We start from the raw sequence: 15523 nt of genomic DNA, 5'->3' as shown, positions 1-15523 counted from the left end.
ACCTTACAAGATAAGGTCGGCATTCCGGCGAAAGGCTGAACGATGGGCACGGATCGTGCGAAGAAGGTCTGCATCGTCGGGGCTTCGGGGAAGCTCGGGCAGTACATGGTCCGGCACGCGCTGGAACGCGGCTACGAGGTGGTCGGTGTGTGCCGGGAGCGCAGCGTGCCGAAGCTGGCCGCGTTCGAAGGCCGGATGACCGTCGTCCCCGGACCCACGAACGACCCGGAAGTGATCAGGCGGGCGGTCGCCGGGTGCGACGGGGTGCTGACGGTGCTGGCGCCCTGGCGCGTGCAGCAGTACGCGTCGGGCACGGCGCAGGCGGTGCTCGACCACGCACGGCCGGGCGCTCGCCTGGTCTTCTCCTGCGGCTGGCACATCACGCGCGACGGCAAGGACACGTACTCGCGGACGTTTGTGACGGTCCTCCGGATCGCCGCACGGCTGGCCAAGCTCGTCCGCTTCGCCGAGATCGACGACCAAGTGGAGGCGTGCCGCCGCGTGTTCGCCAGTGGCTCCCGGTGGACCGTGGTGCGCGGCAGCAACCTGGAGGAGGGCGAGAGCCAGGGCCTGCCGGTGTGGAGCCGGCACGTGGGCGACCCGGTACTGGCCAGCAACCTGACGCGCCGTGTGGATTTCGCGCTGTTCATGGTGGAGGCACTCACCGACGACGCGCTCGTCCAGGAGGCCCCGGCGATCGTGGGTCGCCTCACCCCCAGCGCCCTCGCCCACACCGGCGTCCCCCAGGAACACGCCTAGCCAGAGCACGTCTCACGGATCAGGCCGGGCCCGCGCCCCTGGCCCGCATGCTCGCTGCGTTGACCCGATGACGTACGACATCACAACCAAGGGAATGCTCTCTCGCCGGCTTCACGCCTGCACACGCCACGGGTTTCACACTCAGAGCTTTCATTGGCAATTCATCTATGGTGATGCCATGCGAGGAATTCTGCTGGCCGGCGGCACCGGCTCGCGACTGTGGCCATTGACGCGGGCTGTGTCCAAACAATTGCTGCCGGTCTTCGACAAGCCCATGGTCTACTACCCGCTTTCCACATTGGTGATGGCGGGGGTCAGAGAAATCCTGATCATCACCACCCCCGAGGACCAGTACCAGTTCCGTCGGTTGCTCGGCGACGGCACTCAACTGGGGTTGCGGCTGGAATACGCCACGCAAGAGCGCCCGGAGGGCATCGCTCAAGCTTTCGTACTGGGCGCCGACTTCATCGAAGGCGAGTCGGTCGCCCTGATCCTGGGCGACAACATCTTCCACGGCAGCGGCCTCGGCACCCAGCTGGCCAACCATGACGGCATGAAGGGCGGCCGGGTATTCGCCTATCAGGTTGCCAACCCCGCGGCCTACGGCGTGGTGGAGTTCGACGAGCTGGGCCGAGCACTGTCCATCGAGGAGAAACCGGCCCGCCCCAGGTCCCGGTACGCCGTGCCGGGACTGTACTTCTATGACAACCACGTCGTGGACATCGCGCGGCGCCTGCGGCCCAGTCCCCGTGGGGAGTTGGAGATCACGGACGTCAACCGCGTGTATCTGGACTCCGGTGCGCTGCGCGTTACCCGGCTCGACCGAGGCACCGCCTGGCTGGACACCGGAACCTTCGGCTCCATGGTTCAGGCATCAGAGTTCGTCCGGGTGATCGAAGAGCGTCAGGGCTTCAAGATCGGCTGCATCGAGGAGGCGGTCTGGCGGGCCGGCCTGATCGACGACAACCGGCTCCGCGCCCTGGCCGAGCCGCTGCTCAAGAGCGGGTACGGCCACTATCTGCTGGGACTCCTGGAAGATGCCCGACATGGCGTCACGCGCCAAAGGGGAAGCGAATCACTTCGAGACGAACTGCTGCGAACAGGACCGACCACTCCCGTGTGAATCCCCGAACGCGGGCGGGAGGCACAGAGGTTCCGCGAGGTGACCGGCCAGGGGCTCCCTCTCGCGCAGGCCCGCCATCGACGCCGTCGACGAGCAGATCCGCACGTACGCCGAGCGCCACGCCTCACCCGCCCCGCGCGAGGCAGCCGAGCAGGTTGCTCGCCGAGACCCGGCATCGCGCGCCGGAGCAACGACGTGCTGACCACCCCTGTTGAACGCCTGTCGGCCGGTCTGCTCGCCTCGGCCCTTTTTTTCGGCCTCCGGTTGAGGCATCCCGACGTCAACCGCAGCGACCGGCATCAGCAGTTTCGGCACTGCGGCGCTCGGTCTCGCCGAGTACCGCGCGGCGCACATGCGCCCAATGACCCTAGTTGGAAGAGACATACATCGCGGGTGACCGCACGAGCAGCATCGTGCGGGCCGCCAAGGGACGGGTGGTCCGCCTGGAGCACGATGCGGCCGCTCCGCATCCCTTCGACGTCTACGCCGCGGCGACCTGGACGGCCCCGTGCCGCTGAGCCATCTCCCGGCGAAGGCGGCCGCATCAGGTCCCGGACTTCCCGCGGGGTGAATGGCGCAAGACCAGGTCAGGAATGGACTCGCAGAAGCCACAACCCCAGTAGTCCGCTGAGGCGGCCCCGTCCGGTCGGGCAGAGATTCAGTTCCGTGTGGGTCCATTCCCCGGGCTGCGTGATTGAGCTCTTTCAGCGTTGCCTCTCCAAAGTGAGGATGGCTGCGGCGATTGACGACATGCGATTCGGGTCGCACCGGGACCTTCGGAAGACCGGCCAGGACTTCAGCCTGGCCACGCCCACGCTCGACCCGGGCCGCGCCTGGCAGAGCGCGCGGTTGACCGCCCGTTGGGTCGGCGGCCGTTCCCAGCCGGTGGGCGTTTGACTGGTGTGGGCACCCACGGGACGGCCGCCCTGGTAGGCCAGGTCGCCCGGGATGGGAACGCCTGGCGGCGCGGCCGTCGCCGACGCGGTCGCATTCTGCGAGGGTGCCGTCGAGAGGACGTGGTCGGGGTCTGCCTCACGCAGGGCGCGCAGCAGGCCGGACGCGCGGTCGGCCGGCAAGCCGATGTGTAGGCGTGGGCGGTGCCGACGGAGACACCGAAGTCGGCGGCGATCTGCGAGGGCGTCATGTTTGCGCAGGTACACGAAGGCGACCAGCGCACGCTGGTGCGGCAGGACGGGGAACCAACGGAGCTCCCGTGCGGATGAGTTGAAACGTCGAGCACCTCCCTCAACGGCACGGGAGCCTCGTGCGCCGCGCACACCACCGCAGCCACCCGATCGGTGACCACGCTGAACCCTCATCCGCATGGTCGGCGCAGGCCTGGCCGAGCAGAACGAGGAAATGGACCGAAGCCCGCCGCTCCATCACCTGGAAATGCTCACCAAGGCCCGTCTCCGCCCGATCGACGGAGAAACCGACGATCCCGGCCTGCCGACTGAGCTCACCACCCAGCCTGAAAACGGATCACCGAGTGGACTTCGCCGCACCACTCCCACGGACGTGAACTGCGTTGACAATTACCTCGGTATGCATGCCAGTGGGGGCGAGATCGCGGCCGCTTGGGTGATCCTCATCTGCGACACGGGCGGGCTCGCGATCATTCGGTCACCGCGGGTTAAGGATGGTTTTGTCCGTGGCCGTGGGCGACGTGACACGCAGGCGAATCAAGCGCATTTATGGAGTGCGCGCGCTTGCGGTGTGGTCACTCCAGTTCCGTGAGGAAGGTTCTCTTGTGAGCCGTAAAACGATCCGAAGTTCCCGTATGAAAACCGCAACGCTGGTTTCGGCGGGAACCCTTGCCGTTGCGCTCAATGTGGTCCCGTGCGCAACGGCCGTCGCCGACGCGATCCAGCGAGCCGGCACCGAGCACAGCATGGGGCTGCCGGGGCCCAGTGGCGCCACCAGTGCCGACCGCGACAAGGACAAGGACAGGGGCAAGGAAGGCAAGCGGGGCCCGCGGGGCCCGCAGGGCTTCCAGGGCTTCCAGGGCTTCCAGGGTGCGCCGGGTGTGCAGGGCCCGCAGGGTGTGCCGGGCGTGGACGGCGTTGATGGCGCGCAGGGCCCGCAGGGCGCGCAGGGCGCGCAGGGTGACCCCGGTGGCCCGCAAGGCGCCCAGGGCGCACAGGGCGCGCAGGGTGACGCCGGTGCACAGGGCGCGCAGGGTGACGCCGGTGCACAGGGCGCGCAGGGTGACGCCGGTGCACAGGGCGCGCAGGGTGACGCCGGTGCACAGGGCGCGCAGGGCGCGCAGGGTGCCGATGGTGCGCAGGGCGCGCAGGGTGACGCCGGTGCGCAGGGCCCGCAGGGTGACGCCGGTGCGCAGGGCCCGCAGGGCGTCCAGGGTGCCGCGGAGCTCGAGACCTACGTCGTGACGGGTGCCCAGGGCGCCACGTCGACTGCCCTGTGCGGCATTGGCGACGTCGCCACCGGCGGCGGATACCAAGGCACCATCACCGGGATCACGGTCGACCAGGATGCGCCGATCTTCACTGGCACCGGCCCTGCCACTGGGTGGCAGGTCAGCACCCCCACCCCCGCCGGCGAGGTCATCGCCTTCGCAATCTGCCACGATGCGTAACGATTCCTATGTGAGCGGTGGCGCGGTACCGGCCTGACGCTTCACCTGGGAATGAGTGACGGTGCCCCGAGGCTTCGGCCTCGGGGCACCGTTTGCGTCTGCACGCGCGCGGTCTCAAGGCCGCGCCGGATCGCCGCTCCACGCCCCGGGCATCCGCAAGAAATCAAGCAGCACGCGACGCTTGTTCGAGAACACGTCGAATCGACAACAGCAGCGTGAATGCCCGGGAGGCGCCGCGACCCTGAGCAGCGCAGGTGGTGCACGTGACCGGGTGACCAGGCCCGCCCAGTTCTGAATTCCCCCCATCGCACCTTCGCCGCTCTGGCCGCTCTGGCCTCTCTGGCCGCTGTGGCGCGGACGAGTAGCGGACGCCCGTTGACCTGAGGCAACGCAAGGCCCCGACCGCGGCCGACGGACCTTGACGCACGAGGCGCCCGGCGGGAACTGAGTTCCGCCGGACGCCTCGCTCGGACGTGCCTAGACCAGCAGCGCTCCGCCGCACCGCGCGGCGCCGTCCTTCACCGCGATGAGGTTGGCGACCACGTAGGAGATGTTGTTCCTGGTGTGCCAGTCGGTCGGGAAGTAGGTGACCAGCCGTGACTTCTGGAAACGGGCCTCGATCTCGGGCACGAAGGCGCGGTACTGGTTGTCCGTGTAGTACCAGAACGAGTTCTCGTTGTAGAAGGCGACGTGTGTCGGGTCCTGGTACGCGCCGCGGCCGTCGGAGCTCGGCGTCATGGTGAGGAGCATGCCGCCGGGTGCAAGCAGCCGGTACAGCTCGTTGATCAGCGGCACCTTCGCGGGCACGTGCTCGAGGAAGTCCACCGCCCGCATCAGGCCGACGGAGTTGTCGGGCAGGTCCAGCTTCCCGGGCAGGGTCGCGACGATGTCGACGCCCTCTCCCGGATACTGGTCCACGCCCAGGTAGCCGGGCGGCTTCCGGTGGGCTGCGCCGAGGTCCAGCGCGGCCAGTCCGCGGCGCTGGGTCCAGGCGAGGGCGTTGGCCTCGATGTACTTGTCGTACAGGGCGACCGTCTCACGCTGGATGTGTGCGTTGATCTCCGGGTCGCGCTGGGTGTTCGCGCGGTGGATCCGCTGGAGGTACAGGCACCGGGGGATGTGGTGGAAGTCTCCGGCATGGAAGAGACGGCACATCAGGTCCTGGTCGTCCAGGACCGTACGGGTGGCGTCGTATCCGCCGACCTTTTCGTAGGCGTCCTTGCGGAACGCCCGCACGTGGTTGGGCGCGTACCAGATGTACGAGACGTTGTGCGGCGTCGGAGCCATGGACAGAGCCTGCATCAGCCGGCGGCCGTCGACGTTCACATCTTCGTACTGCCAGCCGTGCGTCTCGTTGAAGCGGGTCTCGTCGCGCTGCCCGTCCTCGGTGATCTGCGCGGTGTTGCTGTAGACGAACACGGCCTCGGGATGAGCGTCGAATGCCTCGGCGAGCTCGGCCAGGCACGCCTTCGCCAGCAGATCGTCGTGGTCGAGTTCTACGAGGATCTCTCCGCGCGCCAGTTCACAGGCCCTGCGTTTGGCCGCCCCGACGCCATGGATTTCGTCCGCGATCTCCACGCGGACACGCTCGTCGGGGCGCTCCGGCCGCCACCGGGCGCCGTTGTTGAGAAGGACGATCCACTCCCAGTCCGTGCAGGTCTGCGCCTGCAGGGTCGCCAGGCACTCATCAAGGAAACGCGGCCTGTGGCTGGGAGTGAAGACGGAGAACCTCGGTGTCGCAGTCGACGTCATCTGGCAATACCTGCTTGGCTCGTTGACGGTGATGGGCTTACGGAATCCTGGAACGGTTCCGGGACGAGAGAGTGCATCTTGGGATCGGTCGCAACGGCACGACGGAATGCGTCCTGGGCCTCGTCGTCGCGACCCTTCTTCGCCAGGACCCGCCCGAGATGCAAGTAGGCCGTGGAGGCCTTCGGGTTGGCGGCGACAGCACGCTTCAGGAGCGCGACAGCCCGGTCGGGATCACTCGACTCGAGCAGCACCGCCTCATTGAAGAGGGCAGCCGCAAAAGTCGGATCGATCTTCAACGCCTTGTCATAGGCCGCACGGGCATCAGCCGCCCTGCCGTCACGCTGCGCGATGACACCCAGGTTGTACCAGGCCACTTTGTTGTCCGGATCCAGCTCCAGCACACGCCTGAAGGTGCGGGCCGCCCCAGCGAAGTCCTGGTACTGCGACTGCAAAGCGCCGGCCTGTACAAGTGCCTTCGCCTCCGAAACGGCCCGGGCCGCTGACTTGGCCTCGGATTCCGGGGTCGCGTCCGGCTGGGACAGAATCGCCCAGGCCGTTACCCCAACGGCGACCATCGCCATTACGGCGAACCCTGTCCACAATCGCCTACGTTTCACTTGGTCACATCTCATTGGAGTTGGTGCGGGAAGGATGGATCCGGTCGATGCCGGATGGCTGACACGAGGAGACACGAAAGCGGTGCCGACGAGGCCCGAGTCCGAACCCCCGCCATTCTCACCGAAGTTACGAGGCGACCGATATGACATCACCCGTTGTCGGGCACTTGGGGCACACATACCACCCGAACGTACGCATCGAGGCACGGCCCAAAGAGGCTGATCTCGCGAATCGCGGCGAAACACAAGCGCCTTGGGCGGGCCTGTTGCACATTCGTCCGCTGATAATCCACCCTCGTGGTCGCTCGGGTCGATGTGGTCGTGTCGAATGCCAATCCGATGAGCCCACGGTGAAAGCGGCCGGTGCCATGGACAGTTCACCGACCCAGGCGTCGGCGCGTTTCACAAGCCGTCGGATGTGCTGTCCCCGACGTTGCAGGATCGCTTGCTCTTCCTCCAACCAGGCTGCCGCCGAGGCAATTTGACGAGCACACCAGCGCACTCGCCACCTCCCCGCCCGACGGACCGCCGGGCTCGCCGGCAACCGCGACGACGAGAGGGGCGCCGAGGCACCTGCTCGGTCTCGTCCGGCACATGGTCGAGGAGGGAGTCGACAAAACCGTTGGGGTCTGACTTTGCGGTGATCCGTTACCGGTGTCCGCTTTCCGCGTTGAACGGGGAGTGAAGGCCGCAACCCCTGCGGCCGCCTCTCGTCCTGCAAGGAGAAGTTGATGTCGCGTATCGCGAAGGCCGCCGCCATTGTCGCCGGCACGGGTGCCATCCTCGCCGGCGGTGCCGGCATGGCTGCCGCCGACGCCGGAGCGCTCGGTACGGCCACCGGTTCCCCGGGTATCGCCTCGGGCAACTCCGTCCAGGTTCCCGTCCACCTGCCGACCAACCTCTGCGGCAACACGGTGGACGCCATCGGGCTGCTCAACCCGGCCTTCGGCATTGGGTGCGCCATCAGCGACGGCGCCTGAGCACCGCACAACCGATGAATGCTGCGGCCTCCCCTGCACCACGCGGGGGAGGCCGCAGTTCGTAGGGGCGCGGGCCGCACAGCAAAGGGCCGGCCGGGATTCCCGGCCGGCCCTTGTCATGGCGATCAGCGCGGCCTGCCGCGGTGTGGTCGCGGGTCGGCCGTACGGCTCGGGCTGTCAGCGTCGCAGCTGGGACACCGGCAGCAGGACGTGGGCCATGTCGTTGAGCGCCTCTTCGTTCCCGAGGTGGGCCTGCAGGGTCTCCTCGGCGAGGGGCACGCCGGGCCTCGCCTCGGGCCACGCGCGTCCTGAGATCATGAAGTGCACATGGCCTCGCCGTTCGGCGGCTGCCAGCCATTCGACGGGGACGGGGCACTGGGCGTTCATATAGGGCATGTTGACGACGGCCTGGCCACCCTGGACGAGCAGCTGGATCGGGGAGACGCCTTCGCCGGTGTGGTCCTGCATGACGTCGCCCGTGGTGAGCCCGAGCTTTTCGATCAACGCCAGGGAGGCGGCGGCCGCCGCCTCACCGCCGCCGGTGCCGTCGCCGAGGGAGTATGCGATCAGATACGGCGTGTCGTGGCCCTGGGCCGGGTCACCGGTCCAGGCGAGCAGGGCGAGGGTGCCCAACTCGGCTCGGTCGACGGTTGCTTTGGGGGTGCTGGCAGTGGTCATGGCTCGGCACCCTAGTGCCCTGCCGCCCCCCGGCCGCTGCCCCGTTCACCTGCCCGGGTGAACGGGCTCCGGACCGGACCGTCACTGGATCCAACGGCGTTCGGCGGTTCCGACGGTGCAGTGCAGCCGTACGGGACGGGGGTCCTGAGGGATCTCGAACACCAGTCGGCTGTAGCGGTGTTCGCCGACTGCCAAAGCCGAGCGGCGAGCGGCGAGCGGCGAACCGAAGATGTTCGCCGAAGCGGGCGCCGCCGACGTCGCCGTGTCGCCGATGCAGCCTGCGGCGGGCATCGCCGCCAGCGCGGAGGGGAACGCCGACGGCACGCCGCGTCTCACGGGGTGCGTATCACTACGCTGAGCGACGGGCTCGAAAGGCCGTTCCTCCCGTACCCCAGTGTCCCCGCGTGGCAGTGACCTCGGATACCGCGTGCGCGTTGGCCGCGGTATGGCAAGGACTACCGCTCCGGCTCATTGGCAGCGCGTGCAGACGAGAACGGATCCGGCACCAGCGGCACCGCCGCCAGCCAGCAGCCCGATCTACGACCAGCTGGCGCGCGAGTGGGCGGCCGCGGGCCGGACCATGCCGGGTCGGCCGGACGGGGAGTGGACACGTCTCACCCTGTTCCCGCCCTCGTCGGCGGAGGAACAACAGGTCCGTCCCACTCCCCCGCCGCCGCGCCGGGGCTGGCTCCACGACCGGCACACCGCGTGGCCCGCGCCCGACCCCGGGGGCCGCCCTCCGGCAGCAACTGCCGGTGTCTCCAGCGCCACTGGGCCATGGAGGGGCAAGGCCTGACGCTACCCGTCAACGATCAAGGGCGGTCAGCGTCACGCCCGTCGGGGCGCCGCGGAGTGCGGCACCTGAATATGGTGCCCTACCTGCGGCGCAGCCGTCCGCGGACCCGGCGACAAGCCGCCGCGCTCGTTTGCGCGCGTGGGACCGAATCACGCGAGCGACAGGGTTTCCCGTACGGGCACGGCTCGTTACGCCTGTCGACGGCGGAGGACTCCGCCGGGAAGAGGGATGCGAAACATGAAGTACTCGAGGGCCGCTGCCGTCCTTGCCGGTTCCGTGGCGGCGCTGGGGGCGGCCACTCCCGCGTTCGCCGCCCACTCGGCGGGCATGCCCCCCATGAGCCTGAACGGCGGTCTCGGCCAGGTCGCCGCCGCCGTCCCACAGTTGGCGGATGCCACCCGCGCCGGAGCCGCCCTCGGCCAGGTGGGCGACGTCGCCACCGACCTGAACACCATCAGGGGCAATGCGCCCGAGCAGGTGCTGAAGACTGCCGCCGCGACCACCCCCATGTTGGGCGGTGTCTCGCTCGGCGGCTGATCCGCCGCTGCGGGCAACGCACCGCTATCGGCCCACCGATACGGGGGTACGACGCAGGGCCGTTGGCGTGAACCGGGACAACCGAGCCAGCCGGCTCCCCGTTGGGCCAGGCGCCTCCATCGGCGGACATTCGAGAAACAGAAGGACGGAACATGTTCAAGAAGGTTATGGCCACGGCGGCGCTCTCGCTTTCCGTGGCGGCCACGGGTGCCACAGTGGCTCCGCAGGCCATGGCCGTCGGGGACGACCAGAGCACCCTGTCCGCGAGCGGCAACAACTCCGCTCAGGAGTACGGCAGCGCCGAGACGCACGGCACCACGAGCCCGCAGTTCGGCGTCGTCCAGGATTCGCTCAACAAGCCGTGTGTGGCACTGCCGGCCAAGGCCAACGTCGGCTCCCTCGTCGGTGTCGTTCCGGTCGGCGTCGAGGACGTCCCGGTCCTGTCGGCCCCGCAGGACCAGCAGTGCGTCGAGAACTCCACCCAGGCCAAGGGCGACGAGCCCCTGTCGCACGTCCTCAGCGACATCCCGGTCCTCTCGGGGAACGGCGCCTCCGCCCGCTGATCCCCGCAGGAGCCCCGGCGGCGTGAGGCTGCCGGGGCCCCTGTGCGTCGGGCTCCCGTACGGATGCGACGGTGCTCACGTACGCGAGGGTCAGCTGGTCCAGAAGTCCCACCAGCGGGTCAGGATCAGCATCCCGATGATTCCGATGTGCAGCACGGGCAGCACCCAGGCGAACTCGCCGAAGAAGCCGCGCAGCGCGGCCGGGGCCGGCAGGATGCCGTTGCGTACGTTGTTCGAGGTCACGTACCAGAACATGACGATCGTGGCGACCCACGCCAGCGAGCACCACAGGCACAGCGCGTTGATCTCGTACAGCGACTGATATTGCAGCCAGGTGCAGAAGACGACGCCGAACGCCGTGCCGGCGTTCACGCCCAGCCAGAACCACTTTCGGTACCGCGCTCCCGCGAGCAGCGCCACCCCGATCGCGATCACCATGCCGTAGGCGACGAGCCCCAGCATCGGGTTGGGGAAGCCGAAGACGGCCGCCTGTTCGCTCTTCATGATGTTGCCGCACGACACCACGGGATTGAGGCTGCAACCCGGCGTGAAGCCCGGGTCCTCCAACAGCTTGAACTTGTCGATCGTGATGACCCACGCCGCCAGTAGCCCGGCCGCACCGGTGACCACCAGCAGCCAGGCGAAGGCCCGGCTCGCGCCGGCCGTGCCCCGGCCGGGTTCCTTGGCGGCCCGCCGCCGCCCTCCCCGTTCGACGGACAGATATCCGGTAGACGTAATTGTCATATTGAATTCACCGCTCGTTCGGCCCGATGGATTCGCCCATTGTGCCGCAACCGAAAGCGGCACTCGGGGCGGAGAATCCATTCGGCAGAACGGGTGACACGATACCGCCATTGGTGCACATCGAGCCGTGTGCGGCATTCGGGTGAACACCCGAAACCAAACGTGTCGGCTTCAGTTGACCAGGCTGTACCGCGTTCGCGCGTTCAAACGAAAAAGGACAAGTAAGTGATCAAGAAGATTCTGACGACGGCCATGGTCACCGCTTCGATGGTGGGCGCCGGCGCGGCGATGGCCCCGCAGGCTCTGGCCGTCGGCGACGACCAGAGCTCCGCCACCTCCAGTGGAGTCGGCGCCACGCAGCACTACGGCAACTCCGCCACCTACGGCAGCATGAGCCCGCAGATGAGCCTGATCGCGGGCTCGCTCAACAAGCCCTGCGTCGGCCTGCCGGCCAAGGCCAACCTCGGCTCCCTCGTCGGCGTCGTTCCGGTCGGCGTCGAGGACGTCCCGGTCCTGTCTGCCCCGCAGAACCAGCAGTGCGTCGAGAACTCCACCCAGGCCAAGGGCGACGAGCCCCTGTCGCACATCCTCAGCGACATCCCGGTCCTCTCGGGGAACGGCGACTCCCTCCGCTGATCACCGCGGGCCGAAGAGCTGCCCCCGTGCGCGATGCGCACGGGGGCAGCTCTTGTGCCGCACGGAACTCCCGCAGAATCGGGGGTTTTCTCCGCGGATTCCATGCATCGGTTCGACACGTTATCCGTGAGGCATACGAGTGACTTTTCGAATCGGCAGTCGCGCGGCGGTTTCCCGGCGGGAACCGATTCGTTACTAGTTCTGCGGAGGCGCATGTCTGCATGGCTGAATTGCAGCTGCGCGACACGAAGGCCGTACCGCGTACGCCCCTGCTGAAAGGATCGAAATGAAGTACACAAAGGCTGCAGCCGTTGCCGCTGGTCTGCTCATGGCGCTCGGCAGCGCCGCGCCCGCCATGGCCGACGCGGGTGCCGAGGGTATCGCTGCCGGCTCCGCGGGCCTCCTGTCCGGCAACGTCGTCCAGGTTCCGGTCCACGTTCCGCTGAACCTCACCGGCAACTCGATCAACGTGCTGGGCCTGCTGAATCCGGTGAGCGGCAACACCTCCATCATCGGCTGACACTCCACGCGCGCCCCCTTGGGCGCGATGGCGGAACGGCCCCGAGGAGCAACCGCGCTCCTCGGGGCCGTTCCGCTGTTCGCCTTCTCCCCTTATACGGGCCTGGTCCCGATCACCACGGTGGCGTCCAGCTCCTCGCGAACGGCGACGCGGGGGCAGAGACCGTGATCGGCGAACGCGGCAACCGTACGCGGGGCCTGCCGCGCGCTCGTTTCGACGAGCAGCACCCCGCCGGGAGCCAGCCATCGTGCCGCACTGGCGCTCACCCGCCGCTGGATGTCCAGCCCGTCGGCCCCGCCGTCGAGCGCGACCCGCGGCTCATGATCCCTCGCCTCGGGCGGCAGGAACTCGATCTCGGCGGTCGGCACGTAGGGGGCGTTGACGAGCAGCACGTCGCAACGGCCCATGAGCGCCGTGGGCAGGGGGTCGTAGAGGTCGCCCTCGTACACCCGCCCCCCGACCGCCCCGACGTTGCGGCGCGCGCAGCGCACGGCAGTCGGCTCGATGTCGGCGGAGTGCAGTTCGCCGCCGCCGAGCGCCCGCAGCACGGCAGCGCCGAGCGCACCCGAACCGCAGCACAGGTCGACGACGACCGCCGAGGGCGGGGCGAGGGCGACGGCGCACTCGACGAGGAACTCGGTACGGCGCCGGGGCACGAAGACGCCGGGGTCGACTGCCATCCGCGTACCGAGGAACTCCGCCCAGCCGAGGACGTGTTCAAGGGGCATGCCCGCGACACGGCGGTCGGCCATCACAGCGAGCTCGCCGGCGTCGCGGGCCGCGGCGAAAAGCAGCTCCGCCTCGTCCTCGGCGAAGACGCAGCCGGCGGAGCGAAGGGTGGTGACGAGGGAGGGGAAGGAGAAGTCGGTCGGTGAAACCGGCATGAAGAGCCTTTCGGGTACTGAAGGGCACCCTCGCGGTCACCTAGACCCGGTCGACCGCACAGCCGAGAGATGAGGGCACCCGGCCTGCTGCTGCGGAAATGGGGCTCACCTCCCGAGTCGGTCCGTGCACTGCTGGTCGTGCACTGCGTGAACGCACACACTAACGCGTCCCCGACCACCGGCGGGTCCCCTGGGTGACGAGCGCAACAATTGGTGGCCCCCCAACTGATTCAGAGGTTGCGCGCCTGCTCACCCAGCGCATTCCAAGGGTTCCGGACCCCTCTGCCACCGGAAGCAACAAACCAGACATTCGTGTCATGCGTTCATGGGCCAAAAAACGAAGCGATCACTTCCCGGCCCCCGTAAGCTCGCGTCATGCAGGTGATCCAGTCCACGAAGCTCGCAAACGTCTGTTACGAAATCCGGGGCCCGGTCCTCGAGGAGGCGATGCGGCTGGAGGCAGCAGGTCATCGCATCCTCAAGCTGAACACCGGCAATCCCGCGGCCTTCGGCTTCGAGTGCCCGCCGGAGATCCTCGAGGACGTCCTGCGCAACATCGGCGGCGCGCACGGATACGGCGATGCGAAGGGGCTGCTCTCCGCCCGCCGTGCCGTCATGCAGCACTACCAGACCAAGGGCATCGACCTCGACGTCGAGGACATCTATCTCGGCAACGGCGTCTCCGAGCTGATCCAGATGTCGATGCAGGCGCTGCTCGACGACGGCGACGAGGTACTCGTGCCCGCGCCCGACTATCCGCTGTGGACAGCCTCCGTGTCGCTGTCCGGCGGTACCGCCGTGCACTACCGCTGCGACGAGCAGTCGGACTGGATGCCCGACCTCGCGGACATCGAGCGCAAGATCACCGATCGCACCAAGGCGATCGTGATCATCAACCCGAACAACCCCACCGGCGCGGTCTACGACGACGAGATGCTGCGCAGCCTCACCGAGATCGCCCGGCGCCACAATCTGGTCGTCTGCTCCGACGAGATCTACGACAAGATCCTCTACGACGGCGCCACGCACACCCCGACGGCCGCGATCGCCCCCGATCTGATGGTCCTCACCTTCAACGGGCTCTCCAAGAACTACCGCGTCGCCGGCTACCGCTCCGGCTGGCTCGCGGTGTGCGGGCCGAAGGCGCACGCCTCCTCGTACATCGAGGGGCTGACGATCCTGGCCAACATGCGGCTGTGCGCCAACATGCCCTCGCAGCACGCGGTGGCCACGGCGCTCGGCGGCCGGCAGTCGATCGAGCAGCTGGTCCTGCCGGGCGGGCGGCTGCTGGAGCAGCGTGACGCGGCGTACGACCTGCTGACGCGGATCCCCGGCATCACCTGCGTGAAGCCGAAGGGCGCGTTGTATCTCTTCCCGCGCCTGGACGCCTCGGTCTACAAGATCAAGGACGACCGGCAGATGGTGCTCGATCTGCTGCGTGCCGAGAAGATCATGGTCGTGCACGGAACGGGCTTCAACTGGCCGGAACCGGACCACTTCCGCATCGTCACGCTGCCGCCGACGAAGGACCTCGTGGACGCGGTCACCCGGATCGGCAACTTCCTGGACGGTTACAGCCAGCACTGAGCGGTGCACGACCTGACAGAGTTCCGACCCCACTCAACTTTAGACTGAATCCAATGTAGGATGGTCTCCTGACCGTGAGCAGGAGGCCATCCCCATGTACGAGCCGATCCGCACCAAGTCGGTCCACTCGATGGCCGACGAGCCGCAGTACCCCCACCGCACCCGCGAGGAGGAGCTGGACATCCAGCTCGCCGGGCACCTCGCCGCGCTCCTCGCCGTCACCGACGAGCTCGGCCTCGACGGGCCGGCCGAGGAGATCGCCTCGCAGGTGTCCAGGCTTCGCGGCGCACCGCCCGCCCGCCATGCCGCGCTGACCCACGCCGACGCCGACGCCCTGCACCGGCGGGCTCTCGCCCTCGCCGGCCGCGCACTGGTCGTCGCCGCGTCCCGCGCCGACACGGCCGCCGCGATCCTGTCGGCCGAGCGGATCGATGCCCATACGGCCGCCCTGAAGAGCCGCGATCTCGTCGGCGCCCCCTGAGCGGCCCCGGTCCGCGGCCGGGGAGGCGCGCGGACCGGGTGCCACCCATCACCGCAGTACGTGCCGTGTCCGGGAGAGTCCGGACACGGCACCTGTGCGTGCGGCTCAGCGCGTGACGTTCACCGTCGCCGAGGCGCTGCTGCCCGTGTGCAGGTCGTCGCCGTCGGCGACGACGAGGCCGGCACCGCCGATGACAGTGGCCGCCACCATGGCGGCGAGACGTCGCCCCGTGTACGGAAACGTGCTCAACTATGCCCCCCACAGGCTCAG

At 68.4% G+C, this 15523-nt stretch carries 18 protein-coding genes and 2 pseudogenes; 11 read left to right on the top strand and 9 right to left on the bottom strand.

What is annotated here, in order from left to right:
• Window positions 1-42 precede the first annotated feature (42 nt).
• From J7E88_RS06925 to J7E88_RS35600, 3 genes and pseudogenes are all read left to right on the top strand, one after another.
• On the top strand, window positions 43-759 hold the full coding sequence (locus J7E88_RS06925; RefSeq protein WP_215178403.1) for an NAD(P)-dependent oxidoreductase: 717 nt from the start codon (window positions 43-45) through the stop codon (window positions 757-759).
• Between the two features lie 178 nt (window positions 760-937).
• Window positions 938-1882 carry a glucose-1-phosphate thymidylyltransferase RfbA gene (rfbA, locus tag J7E88_RS06920; RefSeq protein ID WP_215178958.1) on the top strand — a complete coding sequence of 315 codons (945 nt, stop codon included), beginning with the start codon at window positions 938-940 and terminating at the stop codon, window positions 1880-1882.
• Between the two features lie 289 nt (window positions 1883-2171).
• Window positions 2172-2505 (top strand): annotated as a pseudogene (locus J7E88_RS35600) (hypothetical protein); the annotation flags it as partial.
• An 81-nt stretch (window positions 2506-2586) separates the two neighbouring features.
• On the opposite strand, the pseudogene J7E88_RS35595 reads toward J7E88_RS35600, so the two are convergent.
• Window positions 2587-3069 (bottom strand): annotated as a pseudogene (locus J7E88_RS35595) (transposase family protein); the annotation flags it as partial.
• Between the two features lie 136 nt (window positions 3070-3205).
• Between J7E88_RS35595 and J7E88_RS06910 the strand changes: the two are divergent.
• Window positions 3206-3619, top strand: coding sequence for a hypothetical protein (locus J7E88_RS06910; protein WP_215178401.1), 414 nt, complete (start codon window positions 3206-3208; stop codon window positions 3617-3619).
• Here the strand turns inward: J7E88_RS06910 and J7E88_RS06905 are convergent.
• From J7E88_RS06905 to J7E88_RS06895, 3 genes are all read right to left on the bottom strand, one after another.
• Window positions 3603-4343, bottom strand: coding sequence for a hypothetical protein (locus J7E88_RS06905; RefSeq protein WP_215178400.1), 741 nt, complete (start codon window positions 4341-4343; stop codon window positions 3603-3605). The two genes, J7E88_RS06910 and J7E88_RS06905, sit on opposite strands and share 17 nt — an antisense overlap.
• Before the next feature lie 612 nt (window positions 4344-4955).
• The gene (locus J7E88_RS06900) at window positions 4956-6230 is read right to left on the bottom strand and encodes a glycosyltransferase (protein ID WP_215178398.1); all 1275 of its coding nucleotides are present in this window, start codon (window positions 6228-6230) and stop codon (window positions 4956-4958) included.
• Window positions 6227-6811, bottom strand: coding sequence for a tetratricopeptide repeat protein (locus J7E88_RS06895; RefSeq protein WP_215178396.1), 585 nt, complete (start codon window positions 6809-6811; stop codon window positions 6227-6229). Before J7E88_RS06895 ends, J7E88_RS06900 begins: the two co-directional genes overlap by 4 nt.
• A 767-nt stretch (window positions 6812-7578) precedes the next feature.
• On the opposite strand from J7E88_RS06895, the gene J7E88_RS06890 reads away from it, so the two are divergent.
• Window positions 7579-7827 carry a chaplin gene (locus J7E88_RS06890; protein ID WP_215178395.1) on the top strand — a complete coding sequence of 83 codons (249 nt, stop codon included), beginning with the start codon at window positions 7579-7581 and terminating at the stop codon, window positions 7825-7827.
• A gap of 177 nt (window positions 7828-8004) precedes the next feature.
• Here J7E88_RS06890 and J7E88_RS06885 read toward each other — a convergent pair whose 3' ends face one another.
• The gene (locus J7E88_RS06885) at window positions 8005-8505 is read right to left on the bottom strand and encodes a DUF5949 family protein (protein WP_215178394.1); all 501 of its coding nucleotides are present in this window, start codon (window positions 8503-8505) and stop codon (window positions 8005-8007) included.
• Between the two features lie 81 nt (window positions 8506-8586).
• A complete protein-coding gene (locus J7E88_RS06880; RefSeq protein ID WP_215178393.1) occupies window positions 8587-8841 on the bottom strand; it encodes a hypothetical protein in 255 nt (84 codons plus the stop codon).
• A 697-nt stretch (window positions 8842-9538) separates the two neighbouring features.
• On the opposite strand from J7E88_RS06880, the gene J7E88_RS06875 reads away from it, so the two are divergent.
• Entirely contained in the window at window positions 9539-9838 is a 300-nt protein-coding gene (locus J7E88_RS06875) for a hypothetical protein (protein ID WP_215178392.1), read from the top strand.
• A gap of 152 nt (window positions 9839-9990) precedes the next feature.
• Window positions 9991-10401 carry a rodlin gene (locus J7E88_RS06870; protein ID WP_215178391.1) on the top strand — a complete coding sequence of 137 codons (411 nt, stop codon included), beginning with the start codon at window positions 9991-9993 and terminating at the stop codon, window positions 10399-10401.
• A gap of 90 nt (window positions 10402-10491) precedes the next feature.
• On the opposite strand, the gene J7E88_RS06865 is transcribed toward J7E88_RS06870, so the two are convergent.
• A complete protein-coding gene (locus J7E88_RS06865) occupies window positions 10492-11145 on the bottom strand; it encodes a vitamin K epoxide reductase family protein (protein WP_215178390.1) in 654 nt (217 codons plus the stop codon).
• A 225-nt stretch (window positions 11146-11370) separates the two neighbouring features.
• Between J7E88_RS06865 and J7E88_RS06860 the strand changes: the two genes are divergently transcribed.
• Complete coding sequence (locus tag J7E88_RS06860; protein ID WP_215178388.1) at window positions 11371-11781, top strand: rodlin; 411 nt, start codon at window positions 11371-11373, stop codon at window positions 11779-11781.
• 286 nt (window positions 11782-12067) lie between these two features.
• Window positions 12068-12301, top strand: coding sequence for a chaplin (locus J7E88_RS06855; RefSeq protein ID WP_215178386.1), 234 nt, complete (start codon window positions 12068-12070; stop codon window positions 12299-12301).
• 92 nt (window positions 12302-12393) lie between these two features.
• Here the strand turns inward: J7E88_RS06855 and J7E88_RS06850 are convergent, their stop codons facing one another.
• Window positions 12394-13185: a putative protein N(5)-glutamine methyltransferase gene (locus J7E88_RS06850; protein WP_215178384.1), complete on the bottom strand. Its 792-nt coding sequence runs from the start codon at window positions 13183-13185 to the stop codon at window positions 12394-12396.
• A 375-nt stretch (window positions 13186-13560) separates the two neighbouring features.
• On the opposite strand from J7E88_RS06850, the gene J7E88_RS06845 reads away from it, so the two are divergent.
• Both J7E88_RS06845 and J7E88_RS06840 read left to right on the top strand, forming a co-directional pair.
• The gene (locus J7E88_RS06845; protein ID WP_215178382.1) at window positions 13561-14772 is read left to right on the top strand and encodes a pyridoxal phosphate-dependent aminotransferase; all 1212 of its coding nucleotides are present in this window, start codon (window positions 13561-13563) and stop codon (window positions 14770-14772) included.
• Between the two features lie 94 nt (window positions 14773-14866).
• Window positions 14867-15253 carry a hypothetical protein gene (locus J7E88_RS06840; protein ID WP_215178380.1) on the top strand — a complete coding sequence of 129 codons (387 nt, stop codon included), beginning with the start codon at window positions 14867-14869 and terminating at the stop codon, window positions 15251-15253.
• Between the two features lie 105 nt (window positions 15254-15358).
• Here J7E88_RS06840 and J7E88_RS06835 read toward each other — a convergent pair whose 3' ends face one another.
• Window positions 15359-15502 carry a hypothetical protein gene (locus J7E88_RS06835; RefSeq protein WP_215178379.1) on the bottom strand — a complete coding sequence of 48 codons (144 nt, stop codon included), beginning with the start codon at window positions 15500-15502 and terminating at the stop codon, window positions 15359-15361.
• Window positions 15503-15523: the final 21 nt, after the last annotated feature.

The organism is Streptomyces sp. ISL-10 (assembly GCF_018614575.1).
Taxonomy (GTDB): domain Bacteria; phylum Actinomycetota; class Actinomycetes; order Streptomycetales; family Streptomycetaceae; genus Streptomyces.
Note: the sequence above shows the minus strand (reverse complement) of the source record. Positions and strands in the feature narration are given on the sequence as shown.